The organism is Erwinia sp. S38, from assembly GCF_016624545.1.
Taxonomy (GTDB): domain Bacteria; phylum Pseudomonadota; class Gammaproteobacteria; order Enterobacterales; family Enterobacteriaceae; genus Erwinia; species Erwinia coffeiphila.
The window spans coordinates 31,326-57,198 of the sequence record NZ_JACVTS010000001.1 but is presented as its reverse complement, the minus strand read 5'-3'; the positions used below and the strand labels follow the sequence as shown (position 1 = coordinate 57,198).

The window sequence follows — 25,873 nt, the reverse complement described above, 5'->3', positions numbered from 1 at the left end:
CTCTCCGGTGAAGTGTTGAATATAAAATAAATGATTCCAATATACTCAGGACTTTGCAGCGAAAGTGAATTCTGCTCAATATCTTTATTGTGCTAACCTTATCCGTTATTTGTTATTACTTTTTTTGCATATCGATATCTGTTTTTATCTTTTCGCCGCCGAACAATTTCATTTTTATGCACCGATGGGCTATGCGATAGTCCGGCTATTCATGGTTTTTATCGAGAAGTATTATGCCGGTATTTTCTGCTTCCCCCCTTTTAGATCAATTAGAAGAAAATCTGTTTAGCGCGCTGGAAAAGATGGCGGCACAGATCGATACCTCGCAGCGTCCGCTGATTGACCTTTCTTCCGGCAGCCCGCGCCAGCCCACTCCGGCAGCGGTGGTCGCCACGCTGCAATCCGCCGCCGCACAGCCGGAAAACCACGATTACCCGTCGTTCTGGGGCAAACCCGCGCTGCGCCAGGCGATCGCCCGCTTTTATCAGCGCCAGTACGGCGTAGAGCTGGACCCGGATAGCGAGATTGCCGTTTTCCACGGCTCGCATATCGGCGTCACCGGCCTGCCGCGCGCGCTGCTCGCGCCCGGTCAGTTTCTGATTTCGACCGATCCCTGCTACCCGATTTATCGTTCGGCCGCCGCACAGGCGCAGGCGCAGTTTTACGGCATCCCGCTGCACGCTAAAAACCAGTTTCTGCCGGACTTTACCGAGGTGCCGGAAGCGGTTGCCCGCGAGGCCGGTCTGCTCATGCTCAACTATCCACACAACCCGACCGGGGCGGTGGCCACCCCGCAGCTGTTTGACGATGCGCTGGCGTTCGTCCAGCGGCTGAACGTTCCGCTGCTGCACGACTTCGCCTACTCGGCGATTGGCCGCCATGCTCAGGAAGCGCCGCCCAGCCTGCTGTCGCAGCCGGAGGCTAAAGAGTGGAGCGTGGAAATCTATACGATGTCGAAAACCTTCCTGATGGCGGGCTGGCGCTTTGGTTTCGCCGTCGGCAACGCCTCGGTGATTAGCGCATTTAAAAAGCTGCACACCCACAGCTACAGCACGGTGTTTGGCGCGGTGCAGGATGCGGCGATTACCGCGCTGGATCTGCCGGAGAGCGCGGTAGCGGAGTTTGCCGCGCTTTACCACCGCCGCCGCGAGCGGGTCATCCGCGCGCTGGAAGCGATGCGCTGGCCGGTGGATGCCCGCCAGGGCACCTTCTTCCTCTGGCTGCCGGTGCCAGCGGGTTACAGTTCGCAGCAGTTCACCGAACGCCTGCTGCACGAGGCGCAGGTGCTGGTTGCTCCCGGCCACGGTTTCGGCGCGGGCGGCGAAGGGTTTGTGCGCCTGAGCCTGACCGCCAGCGACGAGGCGCTGGATGCATCGCTACAGCGGATTGCGGCACTGAAATTGTTTAGCTGATGCAGCTGGCGGGGAATGGGCATTTTACTCCCCCTGTAGCGTCGCCACGATCCGCCGCTCGCCGCCGTGAATGCGGTGCTCGCCCAGATAAATCCCCTGCCAGGTGCCTAACAGCAGCCGCCCACGGCTGACCGGCAGCAGCAACGACGTGCCGAGCAGTGAGGATTTAATGTGCGCGGGCATATCGTCCGGGCCTTCGTAGTCATGCTTGTAAGGCGCATTCTCCGGCACGTGGCGCAGGAAGTGCTGCTCCATATCGCTGCGTACCGTAGGGTCGCAGTTTTCATTCAACGTTAATGAGGCCGAGGTGTGCTGCAACAGCAGATGCAGCAGGCCGGTCTGCACATCACTCAGGCGGCGCAGTTCGCCGAGGATTTCATCGGTGACGAGGTGAAAACCGCGCGGTTTGGCGTTCAGGGTGAAGGTTTGCTGATACCACATTGTCTGGCTCCTTAACGTAACTGATGCGTTAAGTGTGCCGCATATGAGGCAAAGGTAAACCGGAAAGCGTTGAAACCGTCAAATCAGGATGAAGAAGTTTGGTGCTCTGGTGCATTGAAGGGCTGAAGGGTTGAGGGAGCAGCAGATTGGCAGATTGGCAGATTGGCAGATTGGCAGATTGGCAGATTGGCAGATAAGAATAGCTGGCCAGGAGTTCCCGGCCAGCAGAACATCAGATTACCGCAGCGATAGCTTCGGCCACCTGACGCACGTTGTTGTGGTTCAGACCGGCGATGCAGATACGGCCGCTGGCGATCAGGTAAACGCCGAACTCATTGCGCAGGCGATCAACCTGAGCCGCGCTCAGGCCGGTGTAGCTGAACATGCCGCGCTGCTTCAGCAGGTAGTCGAAGTTTTTACCCGGTACAGCCTCGCCCAGCACGTCCACCAGCGTCTGGCGCATTTCCTGGATGCGCACGCGCATCGCTTCCACTTCCGCCAGCCAGTTGGCTTTCAGATCGGCATCGTTCAGCACGCAGGAAACGACCTGCGCACCGAAGTTCGGCGGGCTGGAGTAGTTGCGGCGCACGGTGGCTTTCAGCTGGCCCAGCACACGAGAAGCTTCTTCCGCATCGTCACAGACGATTGACAAACCGCCGACGCGTTCGCCGTACAGCGAGAAGATTTTCGAGAAGGAGTTGCTGACCAGCGCAGGCAGGCCCGCAGCGGCGATAGCGCGGATCGCGTAGGCATCTTCTTCCATGCCGCCGCCAAAGCCCTGATAGGCGATGTCGAGGAACGGAATCAGCTCGCGCGCTTTCAGCACTTCGGTCACTTTATCCCACTGGTCGTTATTCAGGTCCGCACCGGTCGGGTTGTGGCAGCACGGATGCAGCAGCACGATGCTCTGTGCAGGCAGGGAGTTCAGTTTTTCCAGCAGCGCATCAAACTTCACGCCGTTGGTTTCCGGGTCATACCACGGGTAGGTATTCACCGTGAAGCCGGCACCGGCAAAGATAGCCACGTGGTTTTCCCAGGTTGGATCGCTGACCCAGACCTGTGAATTCGGGAAGTAGTGTTTAAGGAAGTCAGCACCCACTTTCAATGCACCTGAACCACCCAGCGTCTGAATGGTGGCGATGCGGCCCGCTTTCAGCACAGGATGTTCCGCGCCAAACAGCAGAGGAGCCACCGCGCTACGGTAAGGCGGCAGGCCTTCCATCGGCAGATACAGTGACGCCATCTGCGGCTTCGCGTTCAGCAGGGCTTCCGCTTTCGCCACGGCATCCATCTGCGGAATTGCACCCTGTGCGTCGTAATAAAGGCCGATGCTCAGATTGACCTTGTGCGCACGATCGTCCTGCTTGAAGGTTTCCATCAGGGTGAGAATTGGATCGCCAGCATAGGCATCAACATTTTGAAACACGGTGCAGATCTCCATTTAATAATCAGTCATTCTGACGGCGGTTAACCCCGCGTCACATAGTCATCCAGAGGATATTACACGAAGTAACGGCCCGGGCGATGGTTCATGGCAATAATCAGGTTCAGGATCAGTGCGCCAATAATTGAGGCCACCAGCATTTCGCGGCTGACCACAAACAGCGAAGCCAGCACCACGCAGGTGTCGACGCCCATTTGCAGCTTACCGGCGCGGATGCCGTAGCGATCCTGCAGCCACAGCGCGAGGATATTGATGCCACCCAGGCTGGCCTTATGGCGGAATAACACTATAAACCCAATGCCCGTTACCACGTTACCGAACAATGTCGCATAAAATGGGTCCAGTGCCGCAAAATGAATAAACATCGGGTGCAGTTGGGAGAACAGCGACACCAGGCCGACCGCGCAGAAGGTTTTGATGGTGAACGCCCAGCCCATACGTTTCACCGCCAGCCAGTAAAACGGCAGGTTGATGGCGAAGAAGGCCAGACCAAAGGTACTTTTGGTGATGTAGCTAATCAGGAAAGCGATCCCCGCCGTGCCGCCGGTCAGCGCACCGGCCTGCTTCATCAGCGTCACGCCGAAGGAGACCATCAGCGTGCCCAGCACGATCGCCATGATGTCTTCGACCAGGGTATGGGGGATTTTTGCGGGTTGTTCTACGACGTTATCCATCTTGTTTCTCGGGGGCTAAGTTGTGCGATTATCTCCCTGATAGTTAGCAAAAATCGCACCATTTCAGAGTGCACGATGGCCCCTGAATCGTCCCGAAGAATTAACCCGTTGAATAAAATGCGCTTTAATTTTACATTTTGTGCGTAAAAATCAAATTTCGCCGTTATTTCACGCATGGTTTGTGATTTTTTCGCACGATTTATGCATCAACAATGATGCATACGCACAGTATTGGTGCATCGATTGCACCAATACTGTGCATTGTACTCACACCTGCGCCAGCATGCCGTTCTCTTTCAGGCGGTTCAGCACCACCGAGGTTTTCACGTGGGCCACGCTTTTATGCCCGGCCACCAGCTGGCTAATCAGCGCACTCAACCCCGCAAGATCGGCCACCGCCACCTTCAGCAAATAATCGGCATCGCCGGTGGTTTTGTAGGCGTCAACGATCGCCGACTGCTCTGCCACCATGCGGTGGAAGCTGTCAACGTACTCCTGGGTGTGGTTGATCAGGCGCACTTCAATCAGGCCAATCACCCCCATGCCGACCGCATCCGGCGACAGCCGCGCGTGGTAACCGAGGATCAGGCCCGCCTGCTCAAGATTGATGCGGCGGCGAGAACACTGCGAGGCGGATAGCCCGACCAGGTCACTCAGTTCCTGGTTGGTCAGCCGCCCGTTGCTTTCCAGTAAAGTCAGTATCTTAAAGTCAAAATCATCGATCTGGGTCATCGTCATTCCATGCCGGTATCAGGGGACAGCTTACTGACAGATAACCGTATTTTTTGTCGTGTTGTCCAACACTATTTTTCGCGGGGGATGAAACGCAGATTAAAGCGGGGGGAACGGCGGCCCCACGCGGAGCCGCCCGTTTCACGTTTTAAATTACTCGTCGTCGTACTGCGGACCGGCGTAGTTATCGAAGCGCGACCACTGGCCGTTAAAGGTCAGGCGCACCGTGCCGATCGGGCCGTTACGCTGTTTACCGAGGATGATTTCGGCCACGCCTTTCAGATCGCTGTTCTCGTGATACACCTCATCACGGTAGATAAACATGATCAGGTCGGCATCCTGCTCGATGGAGCCGGATTCACGCAGGTCGGAGTTGACCGGGCGCTTATCCGCACGCTGCTCCAGCGATCGGTTCAGCTGGGACAGCGCCACTACCGGCACCTGCAGTTCTTTCGCCAGCGCCTTCAGCGAGCGGGAAATTTCAGCAATTTCCAGCGTACGGTTGTCCGACAGCGACGGCACGCGCATCAGCTGCAGGTAGTCGATCATAATCAGGCTAAGACCGCCGTGCTCACGGAAGATGCGGCGTGCGCGGGAACGCACCTCGGTCGGGGTCAGACCGGATGAATCATCGATAAACATGTTCTTCTTTTCCAGCAAGATCCCCATGGTGCTGGAAATACGCGCCCAGTCCTCATCATCGAGCTGGCCGGTACGAATTTTGGTCTGATCCACGCGCGACAGCGAGGCCAGCATACGCATCATGATCTGCTCGCCGGGCATCTCGAGGCTGAAAATCAGCACCGGCTTATCCTGCAGCATCGCGGCGTTTTCGCACAGGTTCATCGCGAAGGTCGTTTTACCCATCGACGGGCGCGCGGCGACGATAATCAGATCCGAACGCTGAAGCCCGGCGGTTTTTTTATTGAGGTCCTGATAGCCGGTATCCACACCGGTCACGCCATCGTGCGGTGTCTGATACAGCGATTCGATACGGCTGATGGTGGCTTCGAGGATCTGATCGACGCTTTTCGGCCCTTCATCTTTGTTGGCGCGGTTTTCAGCGATCTGGAATACGCGGGATTCCGCCAGATCGAGCAGATCTTCACTGCTGCGCCCCTGCGGATCGTAGCCCGCGTCGGCAATCTCATTGGCTACCGAGATCATCTCTCGTACCACGGCACGTTCGCGCACGATGTCGGCGTAGGCACCGATATTCGCCGCACTTGGCGTGTTTTTCGACAACTCGGCAAGATAGGCAAAGCCGCCTACCATGCTGAGTTCGCCTTTGGTTTCCATCGATTCGGAGAGCGTAATCAGGTCAATGGGTTTACCCATTTCCAGCAGGCGCTGCATTTCCGCAAAGATCATGCGGTGCGGACGGCTGAAGAAGTCCTGCGCCACCACGCGTTCAGAGACGTTATCCCAGCGTTCGTTATCCAGCATTAAACCGCCCAACACCGACTGCTCAGCTTCCAGCGAGTGCGGGGGCAGCTTCAGACCTTCCATCTGGCGATCGCGCGGCTCTCGGTTTTCGAAGGATTTGTTGGTGGGTTTATTTCCTGCCATAGTGATGTGCTACCAAAAATCTTGTGGGGGACGCGTAAGTATACTCGTTTGCGCCGCTGCCGTCCTCCTGCATTAAGTCGTAATCCACAGGAGTGAGCATGGTAAAACGTATACAAATCAGCCAGCACGGCGGGCCGGAGGTGATGCAGGCGATCGATTTCGATCCTGCCGATCCGCTGGCCGGCGAAGTGCAGATTGAGAATAAGGCGATAGGCATTAACTATATTGATACCTATGTGCGCAGCGGTCTGTATCCCGCTTCCCTCCCGAGCGGGCTGGGCAGCGAAGCCGCCGGTATCGTTCGGCGCGTAGGCCCGGGCGTGACGGTGCTGAAGCCGGGCGATCGCGTGGTTTATGCTCAGGCAACGCTGGGTGCCTACAGCGAGGTGCACAACGTTGCGGTGGACAGAGTGGCGCTGCTACCCGATGCGATTTCGTTTGAGCAGGCCGCAGCCTCATTCCTTAAGGGCCTGACGGTCTATTATCTGCTGCGGCAAACCTACGTGGTACAGCCCGACGAACGCTTCCTGTTCCATGCTGCCGCCGGTGGCGTTGGGCTGATTGCCTGCCAGTGGGCGAAGGCGCTGGGCGCACATCTGATCGGCACCGTAGGCTCCGCCGAAAAGGCGCAGCGGGCTAAAGATGCCGGAGCCTGGGCCACCATTAACTATCGTGAAGAGAATATTGCCGAGCGCGTCAGCGAGCTGACCCAGGGGAAAAAGCTGCGCGTGGTGTATGACTCGGTGGGTAAAGATACCTGGGAAGCGTCGCTCGACTGCCTGCAAAGGCGTGGGCTGATGGTCAGTTTTGGCAATGCTTCCGGCCCGGTGACCGGGGTGGATCTGGCTATTCTGAACCAGAAAGGATCGCTGTACGTCACCCGCCCTTCGCTGTACGGCTACATCACTACCCGCGATGCGCTGACCCAGGCCAGCAATGAGCTGTTCTCCCTGCTGGCCAGCGGCGCGATTAAGGTCGATGTGCCGGAATCGCAGAAGTTCGCACTGGTCGATGCCCGTCAGGCACATCAGGCGCTGGAAAGCCGTGTAACTCAGGGTTCCAGCCTGCTTATCCCATAAAAAAATGGGGCTTCCTTACGGAAGCCCCTTTTGTTTCTTTCTTTTTTTAGTTCGCGCTGGGTGTAGGGTCAGCGGCGATGAATACGCTTTGTTTCAATCCAGTCATCCTGACAGAATTTATAAGTAAAAAATATGTTTAATTGCGAATTGTGCTGAATAATATTTCACGATGTGATCCAGAGCGCATTAGCCCACCCATGCTCATCACAAGCCCTTGATATCATCAGGATAAGCGATTGCCGTTACTATCCGGCTGTTTAATATAGGTTCGATACAACCACACCGCAGCGACCGCCAGCAGCAGCCATGGCAACAATTTAATCACAATCGCGAACAGCCCACCGACGAACATCACCAGCGTAGCGACGACCAGCGCAGCCAGGATCCCCAGTATTGAAATGCCGGTCAGCATTAACATCAGAAAGAAACCGAGGACAAACAGAATCTCAATCATTGCACTCTCCCATCAATAATTACTGGATGAGACATTACAAGAAGCGTGCCATAACGACGAGAAACGTAATTCATTGAATTATATCAGGAAGGTTCGACCAGGCTAATGTTAACCTGGTCAATTTACTCAATCTATGGTCAAGCGTTAACCACGATCTTATCGGCAACCAGCGACAGTGCCTGTTCAACAACGTCGACGCCCGCACCGGCTTTATGCGCATTCTCGCTGAGGTAGCGACGCCACTGGCGCGCACCGGGAATGCCCTGGAACAGGCCCAGCATATGTCGGGTAACGTGACCCAGATAAGTACCTGCAGCCAGTTCGCGCTCGATGTACGGATACATCGCCCGTACCACCGCAACCGTATCGGCAACCGGCTGCGTGCTGCCAAACAGTTCGCCGTCAACGTGCGCCAGCATTCCTGGGTTCTGATAGGCTTCGCGCCCGACCATAACGCCGTCCAGATGCTGCAAATGGACCTTTGCTTCCGCCAGTGATTTCACGCCGCCGTTCAGCGACATCGTCAGATGCGGAAAATCACGCTTCAGCTGATACACGCGCTCGTAGTCCAGCGGTGGAATTTCGCGGTTCTCTTTCGGGCTGAGACCGGAGAGCCAGGCTTTGCGCGCGTGAATAATAAACGTCTCACAGCCGCCCTCTTCCGATACCTTACGAATAAAATCGCAGAGGAATTCATAGCTGTCCTGGTCGTCGATTCCGATGCGAGTTTTTACCGTAACCGGGATCGCCACCACGTCGCGCATCGCTTTGATACAGTCGGCAACCAGCTGCGCTTCGCCCATCAGGCAGGCACCGAAGCGACCGTTTTGCACGCGGTCCGACGGGCAGCCGACGTTAAGGTTGACTTCATTATAGCCGCGCTCTTCCGCCAGCTTCGCGCACTGCGCCAGCGCGGCCGGATCGCTGCCGCCCAGTTGCAGCGCGACCGGCTGCTCTTCCTGGCTGTAGGCCAGATAGTCACCCTTGCCGTGGATAATCGCGCCGGTGGTGACCATTTCGGTATAGAGCAGGCTCTGACGGGTCAGCTGGCGATGGAAGTAGCGACAGTGGCGATCGGTCCAGTCAAGCATCGGAGCGATGGAGAAGCGATGTGCAGGGAATTTTTCCAGCCCGTCAGCGTTAGCGGTGTTCAGAGGCATGGATTGTGATTCTTGATTCTGATGCATTTATATTCTTTGGCGGAAAATGGACTAAAACATGTCCTACTATAACACAGTGGGGTTCAGTGAGCAGAGGCGAAAATTTAGCCATCACATCAACGATTCAGATGGCTTTCAGCTGATCGATAATTAAAGGGTTTGCCTGTAGCAATAGCAGTAACTTTCTTGGTGCACCGGTAGGCTGACGCCGTTTCATTTCCCAGCTTTTGACCAAATCGTAGCTAACGCCCACAGCGGCGGCAAAATCTTGCTGCTTCAAACCGGTCACTTCTCGTATTGCTCTGACATCAATATCACTATAAGTATGAATATGCTCCGGCGCTGGCGTTTCCAAACCCTGCTCGATTCTTACCATCTCCTCTGCACTGGCCAGCAGATCGGCAAATAATTCGTCTTTCATCTCTGTTTCATCGACCTCGTTGACAGGTTAGCAAAGCTACTGATTAATCCGCAGACATCTTGCAGCGTTACACCAGCATGTCGGACAACTTTTTTAGCGCCTTCTTTTGCTCTTGTGATAATTCATCCTGCTCATTTTTTGGATAAACCAGCGCAAGATAAATCCTACCTCTGCTCGTGACATAGTAGTAAATCACCCGCACGCCGCCGCGCTTTCCCATGCCCGGTCGACTCCAGCGAATCTTACGAAACCCACCAGTCCCAGTGATAATGGCCCCTGTTTCAGGCGCATCAATCAGCAGCTCCTGAAACAGCATAAACTCATCATCCGGCAAAAGGTCCTGACGCCGTTTACTGAAACCCAACAGCTCAATAAAAGTAAGCATGTCACTCCCTGAAGTTGATATCTCCTGCTAAACAGGCTATTCGGGAGCAGTACAATTATCAATCAGAATAAGTGTACATGGTACATTTTTAATGATCCATTTTATTTTTCTGGAATGCGTCTCTATAAACGCGAAGCGACGGCAAATTCGGCGTTTTGTGGCAGACGTGATAAAATATCACCCTGATCATGCCTGAGGAAAAACGATGAATATTACCAGTGCCGAAAGAATCCTGTCGCAGGCGGAAGTCATTTGTCAGCAGCGCAGCGTGCGGCTGACGCCGCAGCGTATGGAAGTGTTGCGCCTGATGACCGAGCACAACGCTTCGATTAGCGCCTACGATTTACTGGATTTACTGCGGGCATCGGAACCTCAGGCTAAACCACCTACCGTTTACCGGGCGCTGGATTTCCTGCTGGAGCAGGGCTTTATTCACCGCGTGGAGTCCACCAACAGCTACGTGGTCTGCCACCATTTCGAAGAGCCGTCGCACACTTCCGCAATGCTGATCTGCGATCGCTGTGGTTCTGTTACCGAACAGCATGCCGATGGCGTTGAAGAGATCCTCAAAAAGCTGGCGCAGAAAACCGGCTTTGCCCTGGCCCACAGCGTGATTGAAGCGCACGGCTTTTGCCAGAAGTGCAGCGAAGTGGAAGCCTGTACCCATCAGGATGCCTGCGATCACGATCACAGCGTGCAGGGTAAGAAACGCGGGCGCTGAGATAGCCGACCTGCGAATGTAAAAGTCCCACAAGAAAGATATTTAGTTTGCGAGCGCGGAAGGTAAACGAGCTGGCAATGATACGCTTGCCGCAGACTGAAGATTGATACGTCAAGATCTAACAGAAGGTATGTAAAGCGCTTTGTCGGCACCTCCTTGTGCCAGGGGGTAGGAGCTTCTTCCTGAATTAAGTGTGGTTACCAGCGGTGATTATTGCGGCTTTCCCAGTCGCGAAGTTCCTTCTCGGCCTGGTCTTTCTGGTAACCATAGCGTTCCTGAATCTTACCGACCAGCTGGTCGCGTTTACCTTCAACCACCGTCAGGTCGTCGTCGGTGAGCTTGCCCCATTGCTCTTTCACTTTCCCTTTAAACTGCTTCCAGTTGCCGCTGATTTCATCGTTATTCATAACAGACTCCTTCTGGCTGAGATTAATGGTCTGGGATATTTCTATTCGTCACTCCGCTCAATAACCAGATAATTATCTGACTAAACGCCGAACTTACAGATAATTGTAGTGCAAATTTCGGAAGATGCTGCGCACGGGCCAATCGGAGTGCCTTAAAAGCCTGAAACCCAACGCAAGAAATCAAAAAAAACCAGCCCGTTCAGCAAGCTGGCCGTTATTCAGGGAGAAGTAAGCAAATATGTCTGTCAGCGCGACAGGGCAAACCAGGTACCGTTTCGCCAGTGTCGCTGCCAGATAAACCACAGGCTGATACCGCGCAGCAGCAGGAATACCGTCACCGCCAGCCACAGACCGTGATTGCCCAGCAGCGGAACGGTAAACAGCGTCAGCCCAAAGCCTGCTGCGGCCACCACCATGCTGTTACGCATTTCGCTGGCGCGGGTGGCACCGATAAACATGCCGTCCAGTAGATAGCAGCCTACGCCGGCCAGCGGCATCACCACCTGCCACCATAAATAGCGATCGGCCAGTTCCCGAAGAGGCTCCAGAGAGGTCAGTAGCGCGACAATATGCTCGCCGCCGAAGGCGTAAATCAACGAGAACGCCAGCGCAACAACGCCGGACTGGCGGCAGGCCGCATGCCAGACGCTGAGCAGCTGCTGGCTGTTTCCCGCACCAAAGGCTTCTCCCGAACAGGCTTCGACCGCATAGGCGAAGCCGTCAAGCGCGTAGGCGGTGAAGGTCAGAAACATCAGCAGCACCGCATTGACGGCAACAATATCGCTGCCGAGCCGCGCGCCGAAAATCGTCAGTGAGGCAAAGCACACCTGCAACAGCAGCGAACGCAGCATAATGTCGCGGTTCAGCCTCAGCAGGCGGGCCAGATTACCGCGCCATGCACTCAGCAGCAGACGCAGCGACAGGCCACGCATCACCATCACCCGCCACACCAGCAGCAGCCCGACCAGCAGGCTGACGTATTCGGCGATAGCCGTCGCCGCCGCAGCGCCCTGAACGCCCCACTTCAGGCCAATAACAAACCACAGATCCAGCAGGATATTCACCAGGTTGCCCACCACCAGCAGGATCACCGGAGCACGGGCATACTGTACGCCCAGCAGCCAGCCGAGTAATACCAGGTTTGCCAGCGTGGCGGGCGCACTGAGCCAGCGGATCTGCATAAACAAATCGGCCTGGTGCAGCACGTCTTTACTGCCTCCGGTCAGCCCCAACGCCAGATGGGTCAGCGGCGCTTTAAGCACAATAAAGGTGATACCGGCCAGCAGTGCCAGCAGCAGCGGCTGCATTAACGCACGGGCCAGAGCGGGTTTGTCGTTCGCGCCGAACGCCTGTGCGGTCAGCCCGGTAGTGCTCATGCGCAGGAACAGCAGCAGCATAAACAGGAAGCTGGTGATGGTAGTGCCAATCGCCACGCCGCCCAGATAGGTTGGGCTATCAAGATGTCCAATAACGGCGGTATCCACCAGACCGAGCAGCGGCACGGTAATATTGGAGAGGATCATCGGCAGCGCCAGCCGCCAGAGGTTTTTATCGGCAGCCGTCAGCAGTCGCATGGTTTTCCAACCGGAAGCAGAGAGAGATGAGGGATCGCAAAAACGCGCCGCAGAGGGCGACGCGTCAGATTCAGCGGGAAATTACAGCCAGTTACCGTTGCGGATAACACCGACGGCAAGACCTTCAATGGTCAGCGTCTGCTGGCGCAGGTCGACAACAATCGGCTGAAACTCGCTGTTTTCCGGCAGCAGGTGAACGATGTTACCCTGCTTCTTCAGACGCTTAACGGTCACTTCGTCATCAATACGCGCCACAACAACCTGTCCGTTACGCACGTCTTCCGTTTTATGCACCGCCAGCAGATCGCCATCCATAATGCCGATGTCCTTCATCGACATGCCGCTGACGCGCAGCAGGAAGTCCGCATTGGGTTTAAACAGTTCGGGGTCTACCGAGTAGTGGCCTTCGATATGCTGCTCGGCCAGCAGGGGCTCGCCAGCGGCAACGCGGCCGATCAGCGGCAGGCCATCGACTTCTTCCATCATCAGGCGAATACCGCGTGATGCGCCGGAAACGATCTCAATCACGCCTTTTCTGGCCAGCGCTTTCAGGTGTTCTTCAGCCGCATTCGGGGAACGGAAGCCGAGCTGCGAGGCGATTTCTGCCCGCGTCGGCGGCATACCGGTCTGGTTAATGTGGTCGCGAATCAGGTCGTAAACCTGCTGCTGCCTTGCCGTTAGTGCTTTCATCCCGCCCCCTGGTTGTTTATACAGTCGACTGTGAGTATATACAGGTATTTGCGCGTTGGAAACCCAAAGCTGGCTAAAAAACAGCAGTTTGTTGAATTTCGGAAAACCTATCGCAAATGTGCAATCAATAACATTGCCCACACAAAAATTGCCAATATTATGCTTAATAATACAGCGGCAGATCCCATATCTTTGGCACGCCCGGCCAGTGGATGAATTTCACTGCCGATACGGTCAACCACCGCTTCAATCGCACTATTAAGGATTTCAACAATAATCACCATCACGACGGAGCCAATCAGCAACACGCGGGTCACGGCATCCACATCCAGCCAGCAGGCGATCAGGATGGCGATGATGGCAGCAATCGCTTCCTGCCGGAATGCCGCTTCATGCTGCCAGGCAGCACGTATACCTTTCCAGGAATAGCCCGCTGCTTTTACAATTCGAGTCAGTCCGGTGGCGTTATTTGCCATAATCAGGGAACCCTTTGGGAAGTTTAACGTCAATGAGAGGGTGTAGCACATTTTGCAACACCACAGATTCTGTTAGCGCTTTCTGGTATGCTTGCGGCGCTTTGCTAACAAGAGGCTTCATGTTGTCTATGTCAGGTTGGCGTAATTTATATTACAAACTGTTGAATCTGCCAGTGAAATTCCTGGTAAAAAGTAAGGCAATCCCGGCCGAACCGGTTGCCGAGCTTGGGCTTGATACTTCTCGCCCTATTATGTATGTGCTGCCTTATGATTCAAAGGCCGATCTCCTTGCCCTGCGCGAACAGTGCCGCAAACAGGATCTCCCCGATCCTTTGCATCCGCTGGAGATCGACGGCACCGTGCTGCCCCGCTATGTGTTTATCCATGACGGTCCGCGCGTGTTCCCCTATTTCGTACCGAACCTTGAGTCGGTCAAGTTGTTCCATGACTATCTGGACCTGCACCGTAATCATCCCGATCTGGATGTACAGATGGTGCCGGTATCGGTGATGTTTGGCCGTGCGCCGGGGCGCGAAGTTCAGGGTGTTGAGCAGCCGCATCTGCGGGTGCTGAACGGCATTCAGAAGTTCTTTGCGGTGATCTGGCTGGGTCGCGACAGCTTTGTGCGTTTCTCGCCTATCGTCTCGCTGCGCCGCATGGCGACCGAGCACGGTACCGATAAAACCATCGCGCAGAAGCTGGCGCGCGTGGCGCGTATGCACTTCGCCCGTCAGCGGCTGGCCGCCGTTGGCCCGCGCCTGCCGGTGCGTCAGGATCTGTTCAATAAGCTCCTGCAGTCCAAGGCGATTGCCAAAGCGGTGGAAGATGAAGCACGCAGCAAGAAAATCTCCCATGAGAAGGCCCAGCAGAACGCCGTTGAGCTGATGGAAGAGATTGCAGCTAACTTCTCCTATGAAGCGATCCGCCTGACCGATCGTGTGATGGGCTGGACCTGGAGCAAGCTGTATCAGGGCCTGAACGTCAGCGGCGGCGAGCGCGTGCGCCAGCTGGCGCAGGACGGGCATGAGATTGTCTATGTGCCCTGCCACCGTAGCCATATGGACTACCTGCTGCTCTCCTACGTGCTTTATCACCAGGGGCTGGTGCCGCCGCATATTGCTGCCGGTATCAACCTGAACTTCTGGCCTGCCGGCCCGATCTTCCGCCGCCTGGGTGCGTTCTTTATTCGCCGTACCTTTAAGGGCAACAAGCTCTACTCCACGGTGTTCCGCGAATATCTGGGTGAACTGTTTACCCGTGGCTATTCGGTTGAGTACTTCGTGGAGGGTGGCCGTTCGCGCACCGGACGCCTGCTCGATCCGAAAACCGGCACGCTGTCGATGACCATTCAGGCCATGCTGCGCGGCGGCAACCGCCCAATCACGCTGGTCCCCATCTACATCGGCTATGAACACGTGATGGAAGTGGGGACCTACGCGAAGGAGCTGCGCGGTGCGACCAAAGAGAAAGAAGGCTTTATGTCGATGGTTCGCGGCCTGCGTAAACTGCGCAACCTCGGCCAGGGCTACGTCAACTTTGGTGAACCTCTGCCGCTAGTGACGTATCTCAACCAGCGCGTGCCGGAATGGCGCGACTCTATCGATCCGATTGAAGCCCAGCGCCCGGCGTGGCTGACTCCGGCGGTCAACGATATCGCCCAGAAAGTGATGGTACGTATCAACAATGCCGGTGCGGCCAATGCTATCAACCTGTGCGTTACGGCACTGCTGGCATCGCGCCAGCGTTCGATGACCCGCGAGCAGCTCACCGAGCAGCTGGATTGTTATCTCCAGCTGCTGCGCAACGTGCCTTACTCCAGCGACTCTACGGTGCCGGACGTCAGTGCCGAAGCCCTGCTGGAACACGCGCTTGGCATGAACAAGTTTGAGCTGGAGCAGGACAGCATCGGTGAGATCGTCATTCTGCCGCGCGAGCAGGCGGTTCTGATGACCTACTATCGCAACAACATTCACCACATGCTGGTGATGCCGTCGCTGATCGCCGCCATTCTGATGCAGCATCGCGAACTGAGCCGCGAGGAGCTGCTGCGCCAGGTTAGCGTTATTTATCCGATGCTGAAGAGCGAACTGTTCCTGCGCTGGGAAATCAGCGAACTGCCTGCGGTACTGGATGCGCTGGTCGCCGAAATGGCGCGTCAGGGCCTGCTGCTGGCCGAAGAGAACAGCCTGCGCCTGATCCCGGGCCGCTTCCGTACGCTACAGGTGCTGGCCGCCGGCGTGCGTGAAACCCTGCAGCGCTATGCAATTACCTTCTCTATTCTTAGCGCTAACCCGGCGATTAACCGCGGTACGCTGGAGAAAGAGAGCCGCACCATGGCTCAGCGCCTGTCGGTGCTGCACGGTATCAATGCGCCTGAGTTCTTTGATAAAGCCGTGTTTACCTCACTGGTGCTGACGCTGCGCGATGAAGGCTACATCAGTGACTCCGGTGATGCGCAGGTTGAGCAGACCCAGAAGGTTTATCAGCTGCTGGCAGATCTGGTGACGCAGGATGTTCGCATGACGATTGAGAGTGCGGTCGCCCACGACTGATATCACAGACGGGTTTGACACGAAAAAAGGGGCAAACCGCAAGGTTCGCCCCTTTTCTATTATCTGAAAGACTCGTGTGCGCGGCTTGCTACTCACCTGTACCCGCCACATAGCGACGCGGAATGATTACCGCTACACCAGCTACCAGATGCTCAGTGCAATCCCGACAAACAGCACCAGCCCAACATAGTTGTTGTTAAGAAACGCCTGGAAGCACTTCTCACGCTGACGGTCGGCAATCAGCTTCTGCTGGTGTACAAACAGTACGGCTGCCAGTAACAGTCCCCAGTAGAAAATGCCGCCTAAACCGCTCAGCCAGCCGGTCAGCGCCAGCAGGGCGAGGGTTGCCAACTGCAGCAGTCCGATAATCAGCTTGTCATGACGCCCAAACAGGATCGCCGTCGACTTCACGCCGATCTTCAGGTCGTCGTCGCGGTCAACCATCGCATACTGTGTGTCGTACGCCACCGTCCAGCAAATATTGGCCAGGAACAGCAGCCAGCAGGTTAACGGCAGGGTTTCGTTTACCGCCGCCCAGCCCATCGGAATGGCCCAGCCAAAGGCCGCGCCCAGTACCACCTGCGGCAGATGGGTGTAGCGCTTCATAAACGGATACATCCACGCCAGCAGCAGCCCGCCCAGCGACAGCCAGATGGTCATGCTGTTCATGGTCAGTACCAGCAGGAAGGAAACCAGCAGCAGGCAGATAAATAGCACCTTTGCCTCATTGCTGGTGACCGCACCGCTCGGCAGTGGACGTCCTCGTGTGCGTTTCACATGGCCGTCGATTTTGCGGTCGGCAAAGTCATTGACCACGCAGCCTGCCGCACGCATGAAAAATACGCCCAGCACGAAGACAATCAGTACGTTAAGAGGCGGCACCTTCATCCCCGCCAGCCACAGCGCCCACAGGGTCGGCCACAGCAGCAGCAGCCAGCCGATAGGATTATCAATCCGCATCAGACGGATATAGGCAGAAAGCTTACTCATTTGTAGACTGGTCTCCACGCTACTGATTCTCCTTAACGTTCGGCCTGGCATACAGGGGAGATGCCGGTAAAAACAGTTCCGTCAGCAGCAACGGTTTATCCGACAGGCGCAGGCGCGAACGCCTACCCCACAGGTTTCCGCTGCGACCAACATCAATAAAATCACGGGTTAAGGTCGAGCTGGTAAATAGATAGCGCCCGAGGGGCACGGTGCCCAGCTGCTGCAGCTTCTGCTCCGGGCCGATCAGGGTGGATTCCGGCACCAGCGTGCGTGCCACCAGCCAGGGAACGCCATCGCCGCACAGTTCGATTTCCCGCAGCCAGAAACGGCGGTCAGCGGGCAGCAGTTCGGCATCGCTTCCGGCCTCCTGCGCGGTGATAAATCCTTCGCGCAGCAGGTTAACGGTCACCTGCTGACAGTGACGTTCAAAACGCCGGGTCATCGAGTCTTCTTCCATCAGCCAGTCGAGCAGGGAAGCGGTTAACAGGGGCGATGATTCGGGTAGCCAGTCGATAGCGCGCAATAGCGGCAGCGCGTTCTCAGCCATCGCATTTCTCCGCAAAAAAATTCAGAAGCAGAGTGTAACGCAGACACCGGAGCCAAACCTATCAAAGCGGGGCAATTACGCAGAAATTTATCGGTAGCAAAGAAGGAAGGAAAAAAGGTGCGCCGCACGGCGCACCAGTCATGGAGCCAGCCCAGCAATATGGGGATGTTATCCCTTGCCTTTCACACTGCTGATAAAGGTTTGCCGTGCTGAAGTGGAGCCCAGACGTTCGGCCTCGTTCATCAGACGCAGCGCTTTGTCGATATCCCCCGCCTTCGCCGCCTGGCGAATGCCCTGGTTGAAGTAGGTTTCCGTGTCGCTGAGCATCGGCTCCGCTTTCGCCGCCGGGGCCGCTGGTGCAGGCGCAGCAGCGACCGCTGCCGGGGCCGCCGTACTGCCAACCACCACCGGTTGCGGCTGTGGCTGGTTGAACACCTGGCCGATCATCACGTTACCGCTGCCCTGCTCCGCTTTCACCTTCAGCGTAATCTGGCCGTCGGTGACGTGGCTGGCGATCGGATCGGGAATGGACGGCACGGCGTTACCCACGCCTTCGGCATAGGCCTTCGCCGGATTGGTCAGCTGAGTGGTAGTCGTCAGATCCTGGCGGGTGGTGTACACCAGCAGGTAAATTTGTTTTTGCCCCAGTGCCGGGGTCAGTTTCAGCGTCCCTTCCAGTCTGTCCTGCGAAACCACGCCGGGTTTCTGATACGGGAAGTAGCTGCCGGGATAGAAGGCGGCCGGGCGCATTTGTTCGTCCAACACCAGCACGTTCGGCACATAGACGCGGCGATCTTTCACCACGCTGGTAAGAGTAATTTCCAGCGATCCGCGATCGGCGGGCAGGGTCACGGCCGCAACCGGACCGGTAATTTCCCCCTGGTTCAGGCTCTGGGAGGAAGCGTTCAGTGCAATATCGTTACTGGCCGGTGGCGTTACCGGTAGCCAGGAGAGGCGCTGCAGCGCAGAGGCCGGAATGGCCGGAGCCACCGCGACGTTCTGCGGCGACGTAAAGGTTGCCGCCGTAGCGGGCAGTATCGATGCGGAAGTCAGCCCCGCGATCAGGCACAGTGACAGCAGATTTTTTTTCATTTTATGTTCCTTAAACGGGCCACCCCGATCCCGCCAGGCAATGCAGTGTCGGGGGTAAAGAGGATCGGGCGGACCTGAGCGGGTCCGCCCGCGACTGGCTGTTACCACCAGGCTTCCATCTGCACGCCGAAGCTGACTTCATCGTCGTTGCCGCGGCTGAAGGTTTTAGCGCTGGTATCGCTGTAGGCGGTGCCGGAGGTGTAGCCGGTATCGTCAGATGTGGCGTAACCCCATTTCTCATCCCACTTGGCGTAGGTAGCAAACACGCGGATCGCCGGGCGCGACCAGATGCTGTCACCGGCCTGCCACTGCTGGGCCAGGGTCACTTTATACTGGCTGTTGCGCTCGCCGGTTTCCTGCGACTTGACGTTGTCGTAGCCCACTTCCAGCAGGGTACTCATGATCGGCGTCCATTTGTACATCGGGCGCACGCCGGCGGTGTACCAGGTGGTGCCGTTTTTATTGTCGCGATCCAGGTCCTGGAACATGGCGACGTACATCAGGCCCCACTTGTCGTTAAAGTCCAGCGCACCGTGATCGATTACGCGAATCATATGGCCGTTGTTATCGATGCTCGAACCTTCTGAGCGGCCGTTACGCTGCGAAGTCAGCGCATCGGTGGCGTACTGCACGACAAACTTGTTGTAGCCGTTGTAGATAGTCTGAGTGTGCTCACCGGTCAGCATCCAGCCATCTTTTGTGGCCCCGTCCGCCAGCGAATAGCCGTCCTGCACGTTGGCACGGCCGTAGTCAACGCCCAGCTCCAGCACGCCGCCCGGGTTCACGTTCAGCTCGGCCACGCGCACGTCGAAGGTGTCGTTAACGGTCGGAACCTGCTTCTGCTGGTTATCGATAAAGCCGTAGGAGCCGCCCGCTTCACCGTTGCGGGTCACCGCCATGGACAGTTTACCCGCGCCCAGATCGATGTTTTCCACACCTGCACCCGGACCGGAAATGTCCCAGTAGTAGAAGTCGATCATATGCACGTCGTGACGCTGGTAGAAGCGCTTACCGGCCCACAGGGTAGAACCTGGCAGCCAGTCGATCAGGTTTTTACCCTGAATGTTCACCTCACGAAAGCCCGGGTCGACGCTTTCGAAATCTGAACGCTGAGAAACGGCATACGCCAGGTTGGTATCGAAGTAGAAGCTCTTGTCGCCCTCTTTCCACAGTTCCTGACCCAGTTTCAGTTCCGCATAGGTTTCACATTCGTTACCCAGACGGTATTTGCTGTTGGCACCGGTAGCCTGAAAACACTGCTGCTCGCCGCCGCTACCGGTCCAGCCGATACCCGAACGCGCATAGCCTTTAAAATCAACCGCCGCCGCCTGGCCGGAGATGGCCATCGCAATGGCCACTGCCAGAGGATATTTCAGCTTAATCATTATTGTGCTCCTGTTATCACTGCTTTAGCTGGAGTGCTTCTACACCCGGTTCCTGATGCAGCCGACGGCAGGCGCTTCCATCCTCACGGAACAGATGGCAGCGCTGCGGCGGCAGGCCGATGGCGTAATGGGCACCTTCTTCTACCAGCACCACGTCATTCTGGCGGTACACCAGGTTCTGACGCAGGGCGGGGATCTGGATATGGATCTGAGTTTCGTGGCCAAGCTGTTCGACAACCTGCACCACGCCGGAAAGACTGACGTCGGCGACGTCGCTGGGCAGCAGATGTTCGGGGCGAATGCCGAGCGACATATTGCTGCCGGGCAGGACGCCAGCGCTGTCTACCGGCAGCCAGATCTGCTGGCGATTCGGCAGCTCAACCTGGACCTGATCGATAGCGGTTGCGGTCACTTTGACCGGCAGGAAATTCATCTTTGGCGAGCCGATAAAACCGGCGACGAAGCGGTTGGCAGGATAGTGATACAGCTCCAGCGGTTTACCGACCTGGGCAATGCGTCCCCCTTCCAGCACCACGATTTTGTCGGCCAGCGTCATCGCCTCAACCTGATCGTGGGTGACGTAAATCATCGTGCGCTGCAGGCGCTTATGCAGGCGGGAGATCTCGATGCGCATCTGCACACGCAGTGCGGCGTCCAGGTTCGATAGCGGTTCATCGAGCAGAAATACCTGCGGCTCGGCCACCAGCGTGCGGCCAATCGCCACGCGCTGCCGCTGGCCGCCGGAGAGTGCCTTCGGCTGCCGGTCCAGCAGGTGGGCCAGCTGCAGCACTTCGGCGACTTTATTCACCCGCTGCTGGATTTCGGCTTTCGCCACCCCGGCCAGCTTGAGGCCGAAGGACATATTTTCCGCCACGGTAAGATGGGGATAGAGGGCGTAGGACTGGAATACCATGCCAACGCCGCGACCGGCGGGAGGCACATCATTCATCCGGCGATCGCCGATCAGCAGCTCGCCCGAGGTGATCTCTTCCAGCCCGGCAATCATGCGCAGCAGCGTTGATTTACCGCAGCCCGACGGCCCCACGAACACCACGAACTCCCCTTCGGCAATCGTCAGGTCAATCGCATCTGATACCACCACGTCACCCCATGCTTTGGTGACATTATTCAGCACTACGCTGGCCATCCGCTTCTCCCGTCCACTGACTGTTGATGGCCGGAGTGTGCGGCAGCGCGCGGAAAGCTAACTCCTCCACCGCTGGATTTTTTATGGGGGAGGAGAAAGGAGGATGAGAAAAACGTACCCGACATCAACCATCGGGGCGGCGGGCGAATTTCGTGACGGCACTGGCAAAAATAACGGCTGTTTTTTGTGGCCGGGAGCGCAGAAATGGATTTTTTGTTAATTCGATCACAGAAAGTGACTGGGGGGAGTAGAACCGGGGATGACGCAGTTTTCCTTGCTTAACAGCAGACTGCAACCACATCCCGGCTTCATACCCTTAGAGGAACGAATAATGGCGAAGTTCAGATTAGCGAGTAAAACACTGCTGCTGTGTACCCTTTCCAGCCTGTTGCTCCCTGCGCTGGCGCAGGCAAAAATAGAAGAAGGCAAGCTGGTTATCTGGATCAACGGCGACAAGGGTTATAACGGCCTGGCGGAAGTCGGTAAGAAATTTGAACAGGATACCGGCATTAAAGTGTCGGTGGAGCACCCGGACAAACTGGAAGAGAAATATCCGCAGGTGGCGGCCACGGGTGACGGCCCGGATATTATCTTCTGGGCGCACGATCGCTTCGGCGGCTATGCCCAGTCCGGTCTGCTGGCCGAAGTGTCCCCGGATAAAGCCTTCCAGGACAAGCTCTATCCCTTCACCTGGGACGCCGTACGCTATAACGGCAAGCTGATTGGTTATCCGATTGCCGCTGAAGCGCTATCGCTGATTTATAACAAGGACCTGCTGCCCGAGCCGCCAAAAACCTGGGAAGAGATCCCGGCGCTGGATAAAAAGCTGAAGGCCAAAGGCAAAAGCGCCATCATGTTTAACCTCCAGGAGCCGTACTTCACCTGGCCGCTCACCGCTGCCAATGGCGGTTACGCCTTTAAGAAACTCCCCGACGGCAGCTATGACCTGAAGGATGTTGGCGTGGCGAACAAAGGCTCGCAGGAAGGATTGCAGTTCCTCGTCGACCTGATTAAGAACAAACATCTGAATGCCGATACCGACTTTGCTATTGCCGAAGCCGCCTTTAACAAGGGCGAAACCGCGATGACCATTAACGGTCCGTGGGCATGGGGCAATATCGACAGCGCGAAGATCAACTACGGCGTTACCCTGCTGCCAACCTTTAAAGGCCAGCCGTCGAAACCGTTCGTCGGCGTGCTGAGCGCAGGCATTAACGCCGCCAGCCCGAATAAAGAACTGGCGAAAGAGTTCCTGGAAAACTACCTGCTGACCGATGACGGCCTGGCGAAGGTCAATGCCGATAAACCGCTGGGCGCGGTGGCGCTGAAGTCGATGCAGGAGAAGCTGGCAAAAGATCCGAAGATCGCCGCCACTATGGAGAACTCGCAGAAGGGTGAAGTGATGCCAAACGTACCGCAGATGAGCGCCTTCTGGTATGCGGAACGCACCGCGGTGCTGAATGCGATCAACGGCCGTCAGACGGTCGATGCCGCGCTGAAAGACGCCCAGGCGCGTATCACTAAATAATCCCCGTTGTCTGCCAGGCGGGCGGAAGCGCCCGCCGCTGCTGTAAGGAATTTCTATGGCGAACGTTGCCGGTAAGCATGGCCTGAAGTGGCTGATCGTTACCCTGTTTGCGCTGTTTACCGGCTACCTCGTGGTGCTGATGTATGCGCAGGGTGAAGTGTTGTTCGCCGCGCTGACGCTGATTGTACTCAGCGTTGGGCTGGTGATTTTTGCTCAGCGTCGGGCCACGGCCTGGCGTTATGTCTATCCGGGGCTGGCAGGGATGGCGCTGTTTGTCCTCTTCCCGCTGGCGGCGACCATCGCCATCTCCTTTACCAACTACAGCAGTACCAATCAGCTGACCTTTGAACGGGCGCAGACGGTGCTGCTGGACCGCCAGTATCAGGCGGGAGAACGCTATAACTTCAATCTGTGGCCGCAGGGCAGCCAGTGGGTCCTGCAGCTGACCGCCGACGGCAAGCCCGGCTATCTCTCGGAGCCGTTCAGCTTTGACGATAAAAATCCACAAACCCTGGCGCTGAAAGAGAGCGCTGAAACTCCGCAGGGCGAGCGCGCCATGCTGCGCGTGGTGACGCAAAACCGCCAGGCGCTGGGGCTGATTACCGCCACGCTGCCCGATGGCAGCAGCGTGCGGATGAGCTCGCTGCGCCAGTTCTCCGGTACGCAGCCGCTGTATAAGCTGGCGGCGGACGGTAGCCTGGCCAATCAGCAAACCGGCACGGTTTACTGGCCGAACGATGAGGTTGGTTTCTATCAGGCGAAAGATGCTAACCAGCAGTGGAGCGGTGAACGTCTCAGTCCGGGCTATACGGTAAGCATCGGCTGGAAAAACTTCCTGCGGGTGATGACCGACGACGGCATCCAGAAGCCGTTTATCGGCATCTTTATCTGGACGGTGGTATTCGCTCTGCTGACGGTGATCCTGACTACTGCGGTGGGAATGGTGCTGGCCTGTCTGATGCAGTGGGAAGCTTTGAAGGGGCGCGCGGTGTATCGCCTGCTGCTGATCCTGCCCTACGCGGTGCCGGCCTTTATCTCTATCCTGATTTTCAAGGGGCTGTTTAACCAAAGCTTCGGCGAAATCAATATCATGCTCAATGCCCTGTTTGGCCTGAAGCCGGCCTGGTTCAGCGACCCGACGCTGGCGCGCAGTATGCTGGTGGTGGTCAATACCTGGCTCGGTTATCCCTACATGATGATCCTCTGTATGGGGCTGCTGAAGGCGATACCGGACGATCTTTACGAGGCATCGGCGCTCGATGGTGCCACCACGGTGCAGAATTTCTTCCGCATCACGCTGCCGCTGCTGCTGAAGCCACTGGCACCGCTGATGATCGCCAGCTTCGCCTTTAACTTTAATAACTTCGTGCTGATCCAGCTGCTGACCAACGGCGGGCCGGACCGTCTTGGCACCACCACGCCGGCGGGCTATACCGACCTGCTGGTCAGCTATACCTGGCGCATCGCCTTTGAGGGCGGCGGCGGGCAGGACTTCGGCCTGGCGGCGGCGATTGCCACGCTGATTTTCCTGCTGGTAGGCGGACTGGCCGTGCTGAATCTGAAAGCCACCCGCATCAAAGTCGACTGAGGTAAAACATGGCTATCGTACAACCTAAATCACAGAAGCTGCGCCTGCTGCTCAGCCATCTGCTGCTGCTAAGCTTTGTGGCCATCATTATGTATCCGCTGCTGATGGTGCTGGCCATCTCGCTGCGCCCGGGCAACTACGCCATTGGCTCGCTGCTGCCGGAGCATATTTCCTGGGACCACTGGAAGCTGGCGCTCGGCATCCCGGTGGTGCATGAAAACGGCAGCGTAACGCCGCCGCCGTTTCCTGTGCTGCTGTGGCTGTGGAACTCAATTAAGGTGGCGGCCATCAGTGCGGTAGGCATCGTCGCCCTCTCCACCACCTGCGCCTACGCCTTTGCCCGCATGCGCTTTCGCGGCAAGTCCAGCCTGCTGAAGGGAATGCTGATTTTCCAGATGTTCCCGGCGGTGCTGTCGCTGGTAGCGCTCTATGCGCTGTTCGACAGGCTGGGGCAGTATCTGCCGTTTATCGGGCTGAATACCCACGCGGGGCTGATTTTCGCCTATCTCGGCGGCATTGCGCTGCACGTGTGGACGATTAAGGGCTATTTCGAAACGATTGACGGTTCGCTGGAAGAGGCGGCGGCGCTGGACGGTGCCACGCCGTGGCAGGCGTTCCGGCTGATCCTGCTGCCGCTGTCGGTGCCGATTCTGGCGGTGGTGTTTATTCTGTCGTTTATCGCCGCAGTCACCGAAGTGCCGGTGGCGTCGCTGCTGCTGCGAGACGTAAACAGCTACACGCTGGCGGTGGGAATGCAGCAGTATCTCAATCCGCAGAACTATTTATGGGGTGATTTTGCTGCGGCCGCCGTGCTGTCGGCGCTGCCGATTACTCTGGTGTTTATCATCGCCCAGCGCTGGCTGGTTAACGGTTTAACCGCCGGGGGCGTGAAGGGCTAGTCCGTTTTATTTGCCACTGCTGCTGTTCTTGCTTCGTTATATCCTGTGTTTCAGGCGGCCAAACGGCCGCCTGTTTTTTTATTCGCGCTTCAGGCGATTGCTGTTCGCCAGCCACAGGGTAATCACCAGAATCAGGATCGCCAGGCAGTAGGCCAGGGTATCAAACGGGTTTTTATGATCAACAATGATCAGGCGGATAATCGCAGTAATGCCGATATAGACAAAGTAGCGCAGCGGAAAATGGTAGCCCGACTGGAAGTACTTCACGATCAGCGCGATAAATTCGAAATAGAGAAAATAGATCACAATGCCTTCAATCAGCAGATATGAAGACGTCTGCTCCCCGGTGTTCAGCAGGACGTTCGCCAGGTGAATCGTCTCCTTACCGAGAAAGATCACAAGGATAACGGCCAGCGCAATCAGACCGGCGTTCAGCACCATCTGCAGGGCAAAGGCCAGGCGGGTGGCCGGAGTATTTTTTACGGGGGGAGTCATGTTCACACCTC

26 protein-coding genes are annotated in these 25,873 nt (G+C 56.8%); 7 read left to right on the top strand and 19 right to left on the bottom strand.

The genetic code is table 11. The features are described 5' to 3' along the window. The first annotated feature begins 233 nt into the window (after nt 1-233). The gene (locus tag IBT46_RS00255; protein ID WP_200543040.1) at nt 234-1,412 is read left to right on the top strand and encodes an aminotransferase class I/II-fold pyridoxal phosphate-dependent enzyme; all 1,179 of its coding nucleotides are present in this window, start codon (nt 234-236) and stop codon (nt 1,410-1,412) included. A gap of 24 nt (nt 1,413-1,436) precedes the next feature. Here IBT46_RS00255 and IBT46_RS00250 read toward each other — a convergent pair whose 3' ends face one another. From IBT46_RS00250 to dnaB, 5 genes are all read right to left on the bottom strand, one after another. Then, nucleotides 1,437-1,853: a secondary thiamine-phosphate synthase enzyme YjbQ gene (locus IBT46_RS00250; protein ID WP_200543039.1), complete on the bottom strand. Its 417-nt coding sequence runs from the start codon at nt 1,851-1,853 to the stop codon at nt 1,437-1,439. Nucleotides 1,854-2,085: 232 nt separating this feature from the next. Continuing rightward, nucleotides 2,086-3,279 carry an amino acid aminotransferase gene (locus IBT46_RS00245; RefSeq protein ID WP_172606572.1) on the bottom strand — a complete coding sequence of 398 codons (1,194 nt, stop codon included), beginning with the start codon at nt 3,277-3,279 and terminating at the stop codon, nt 2,086-2,088. A gap of 74 nt (nt 3,280-3,353) precedes the next feature. Beyond that, complete coding sequence (locus IBT46_RS00240) at nt 3,354-3,971, bottom strand: YitT family protein (protein WP_200543038.1); 618 nt, start codon at nt 3,969-3,971, stop codon at nt 3,354-3,356. A gap of 267 nt (nt 3,972-4,238) precedes the next feature. After that, nucleotides 4,239-4,703: an Lrp/AsnC family transcriptional regulator gene (locus IBT46_RS00235; protein ID WP_200543037.1), complete on the bottom strand. Its 465-nt coding sequence runs from the start codon at nt 4,701-4,703 to the stop codon at nt 4,239-4,241. Nucleotides 4,704-4,856: 153 nt separating this feature from the next. Further along, nucleotides 4,857-6,272, bottom strand: coding sequence for a replicative DNA helicase (dnaB, locus tag IBT46_RS00230; RefSeq protein ID WP_105592294.1), 1,416 nt, complete (start codon nt 6,270-6,272; stop codon nt 4,857-4,859). 98 nt (nt 6,273-6,370) lie between these two features. On the opposite strand from dnaB, the gene IBT46_RS00225 reads away from it, so the two are divergent. Continuing rightward, a complete protein-coding gene (locus IBT46_RS00225) occupies nt 6,371-7,351 on the top strand; it encodes a quinone oxidoreductase (RefSeq protein WP_200543036.1) in 981 nt (326 codons plus the stop codon). A gap of 223 nt (nt 7,352-7,574) precedes the next feature. Here IBT46_RS00225 and pspG read toward each other — a convergent pair whose 3' ends face one another. From pspG to IBT46_RS00205, 4 genes are all read right to left on the bottom strand, one after another. Beyond that, nucleotides 7,575-7,805 carry an envelope stress response protein PspG gene (gene pspG / locus IBT46_RS00220; protein ID WP_105592296.1) on the bottom strand — a complete coding sequence of 77 codons (231 nt, stop codon included), beginning with the start codon at nt 7,803-7,805 and terminating at the stop codon, nt 7,575-7,577. Nucleotides 7,806-7,942: 137 nt separating this feature from the next. Further along, nucleotides 7,943-8,992, bottom strand: a complete 1,050-nt coding sequence (gene dusA / locus IBT46_RS00215) for a tRNA dihydrouridine(20/20a) synthase DusA (protein WP_200543035.1) — start codon at nt 8,990-8,992, stop codon at nt 7,943-7,945. A gap of 97 nt (nt 8,993-9,089) precedes the next feature. Beyond that, entirely contained in the window at nt 9,090-9,386 is a 297-nt protein-coding gene (nadS, locus tag IBT46_RS00210; protein WP_200543034.1) for a NadS family protein, read from the bottom strand. Between the two features lie 67 nt (nt 9,387-9,453). Continuing rightward, the gene (locus IBT46_RS00205; RefSeq protein WP_200543033.1) at nt 9,454-9,771 is read right to left on the bottom strand and encodes a type II toxin-antitoxin system RelE/ParE family toxin; all 318 of its coding nucleotides are present in this window, start codon (nt 9,769-9,771) and stop codon (nt 9,454-9,456) included. Between the two features lie 211 nt (nt 9,772-9,982). Between IBT46_RS00205 and zur the strand changes: the two genes are divergently transcribed. Next, entirely contained in the window at nt 9,983-10,492 is a 510-nt protein-coding gene (zur, locus tag IBT46_RS00200; protein ID WP_200543583.1) for a zinc uptake transcriptional repressor Zur, read from the top strand. Between the two features lie 197 nt (nt 10,493-10,689). On the opposite strand, the gene IBT46_RS00195 is transcribed toward zur, so the two are convergent. The 4 genes from IBT46_RS00195 to IBT46_RS00180 form a co-directional block, all read right to left on the bottom strand. Beyond that, complete coding sequence (locus IBT46_RS00195; protein WP_105592300.1) at nt 10,690-10,899, bottom strand: CsbD family protein; 210 nt, start codon at nt 10,897-10,899, stop codon at nt 10,690-10,692. A gap of 245 nt (nt 10,900-11,144) precedes the next feature. Further along, nucleotides 11,145-12,473, bottom strand: coding sequence for an MATE family efflux transporter DinF (gene dinF / locus IBT46_RS00190; RefSeq protein ID WP_200543032.1), 1,329 nt, complete (start codon nt 12,471-12,473; stop codon nt 11,145-11,147). Between the two features lie 81 nt (nt 12,474-12,554). Further along, nucleotides 12,555-13,163, bottom strand: a complete 609-nt coding sequence (gene lexA / locus IBT46_RS00185) for a transcriptional repressor LexA (protein WP_105592302.1) — start codon at nt 13,161-13,163, stop codon at nt 12,555-12,557. A 107-nt stretch (nt 13,164-13,270) separates the two neighbouring features. Further along, the gene (locus tag IBT46_RS00180) at nt 13,271-13,639 is read right to left on the bottom strand and encodes a diacylglycerol kinase (RefSeq protein ID WP_200543031.1); all 369 of its coding nucleotides are present in this window, start codon (nt 13,637-13,639) and stop codon (nt 13,271-13,273) included. 128 nt (nt 13,640-13,767) lie between these two features. Between IBT46_RS00180 and plsB the strand changes: the two genes are divergently transcribed. Further along, nucleotides 13,768-16,191 carry a glycerol-3-phosphate 1-O-acyltransferase PlsB gene (plsB, locus tag IBT46_RS00175; protein WP_200543581.1) on the top strand — a complete coding sequence of 808 codons (2,424 nt, stop codon included), beginning with the start codon at nt 13,768-13,770 and terminating at the stop codon, nt 16,189-16,191. 141 nt (nt 16,192-16,332) lie between these two features. Here the strand turns inward: plsB and ubiA are convergent, their stop codons facing one another. The 5 genes from ubiA to malK all read right to left on the bottom strand — a co-directional run bounded on the left by ubiA (nt 16,333) and on the right by malK (nt 21,352). Beyond that, nucleotides 16,333-17,181 (bottom strand): 4-hydroxybenzoate octaprenyltransferase, encoded by an 849-nt coding sequence (gene ubiA, locus IBT46_RS00170; RefSeq protein WP_234479886.1) that lies wholly within the window; start codon nt 17,179-17,181, stop codon nt 16,333-16,335. A 19-nt stretch (nt 17,182-17,200) separates the two neighbouring features. After that, complete coding sequence (gene ubiC, locus IBT46_RS00165; protein ID WP_200543029.1) at nt 17,201-17,728, bottom strand: chorismate lyase; 528 nt, start codon at nt 17,726-17,728, stop codon at nt 17,201-17,203. 168 nt (nt 17,729-17,896) lie between these two features. Beyond that, a complete protein-coding gene (gene malM, locus IBT46_RS00160; protein ID WP_200543028.1) occupies nt 17,897-18,820 on the bottom strand; it encodes a maltose operon protein MalM in 924 nt (307 codons plus the stop codon). A gap of 101 nt (nt 18,821-18,921) precedes the next feature. Next, nucleotides 18,922-20,205 (bottom strand): maltoporin, encoded by a 1,284-nt coding sequence (locus IBT46_RS00155; protein WP_105592308.1) that lies wholly within the window; start codon nt 20,203-20,205, stop codon nt 18,922-18,924. 16 nt (nt 20,206-20,221) lie between these two features. Continuing rightward, nucleotides 20,222-21,352 (bottom strand): maltose/maltodextrin ABC transporter ATP-binding protein MalK, encoded by a 1,131-nt coding sequence (malK, locus tag IBT46_RS00150; protein WP_200543027.1) that lies wholly within the window; start codon nt 21,350-21,352, stop codon nt 20,222-20,224. Nucleotides 21,353-21,683: 331 nt separating this feature from the next. Between malK and malE the strand changes: the two genes are divergently transcribed. Genes malE through malG form a run of 3 tightly spaced genes read left to right on the top strand, consistent with a single transcriptional unit; the run spans nt 21,684 to nt 25,367 of the window. Continuing rightward, a complete protein-coding gene (malE, locus tag IBT46_RS00145) occupies nt 21,684-22,880 on the top strand; it encodes a maltose/maltodextrin ABC transporter substrate-binding protein MalE (protein WP_105592310.1) in 1,197 nt (398 codons plus the stop codon). A gap of 55 nt (nt 22,881-22,935) precedes the next feature. Continuing rightward, on the top strand, nt 22,936-24,468 hold the full coding sequence (gene malF / locus IBT46_RS00140) for a maltose ABC transporter permease MalF (RefSeq protein ID WP_200543026.1): 1,533 nt from the start codon (nt 22,936-22,938) through the stop codon (nt 24,466-24,468). Nucleotides 24,469-24,476: 8 nt separating this feature from the next. Continuing rightward, nucleotides 24,477-25,367: a maltose ABC transporter permease MalG gene (malG, locus tag IBT46_RS00135; RefSeq protein WP_105592312.1), complete on the top strand. Its 891-nt coding sequence runs from the start codon at nt 24,477-24,479 to the stop codon at nt 25,365-25,367. A 78-nt stretch (nt 25,368-25,445) separates the two neighbouring features. Here malG and psiE read toward each other — a convergent pair whose 3' ends face one another. Next, nucleotides 25,446-25,862 carry a phosphate-starvation-inducible protein PsiE gene (gene psiE / locus IBT46_RS00130; RefSeq protein WP_105592313.1) on the bottom strand — a complete coding sequence of 139 codons (417 nt, stop codon included), beginning with the start codon at nt 25,860-25,862 and terminating at the stop codon, nt 25,446-25,448. Nucleotides 25,863-25,873: the final 11 nt, after the last annotated feature.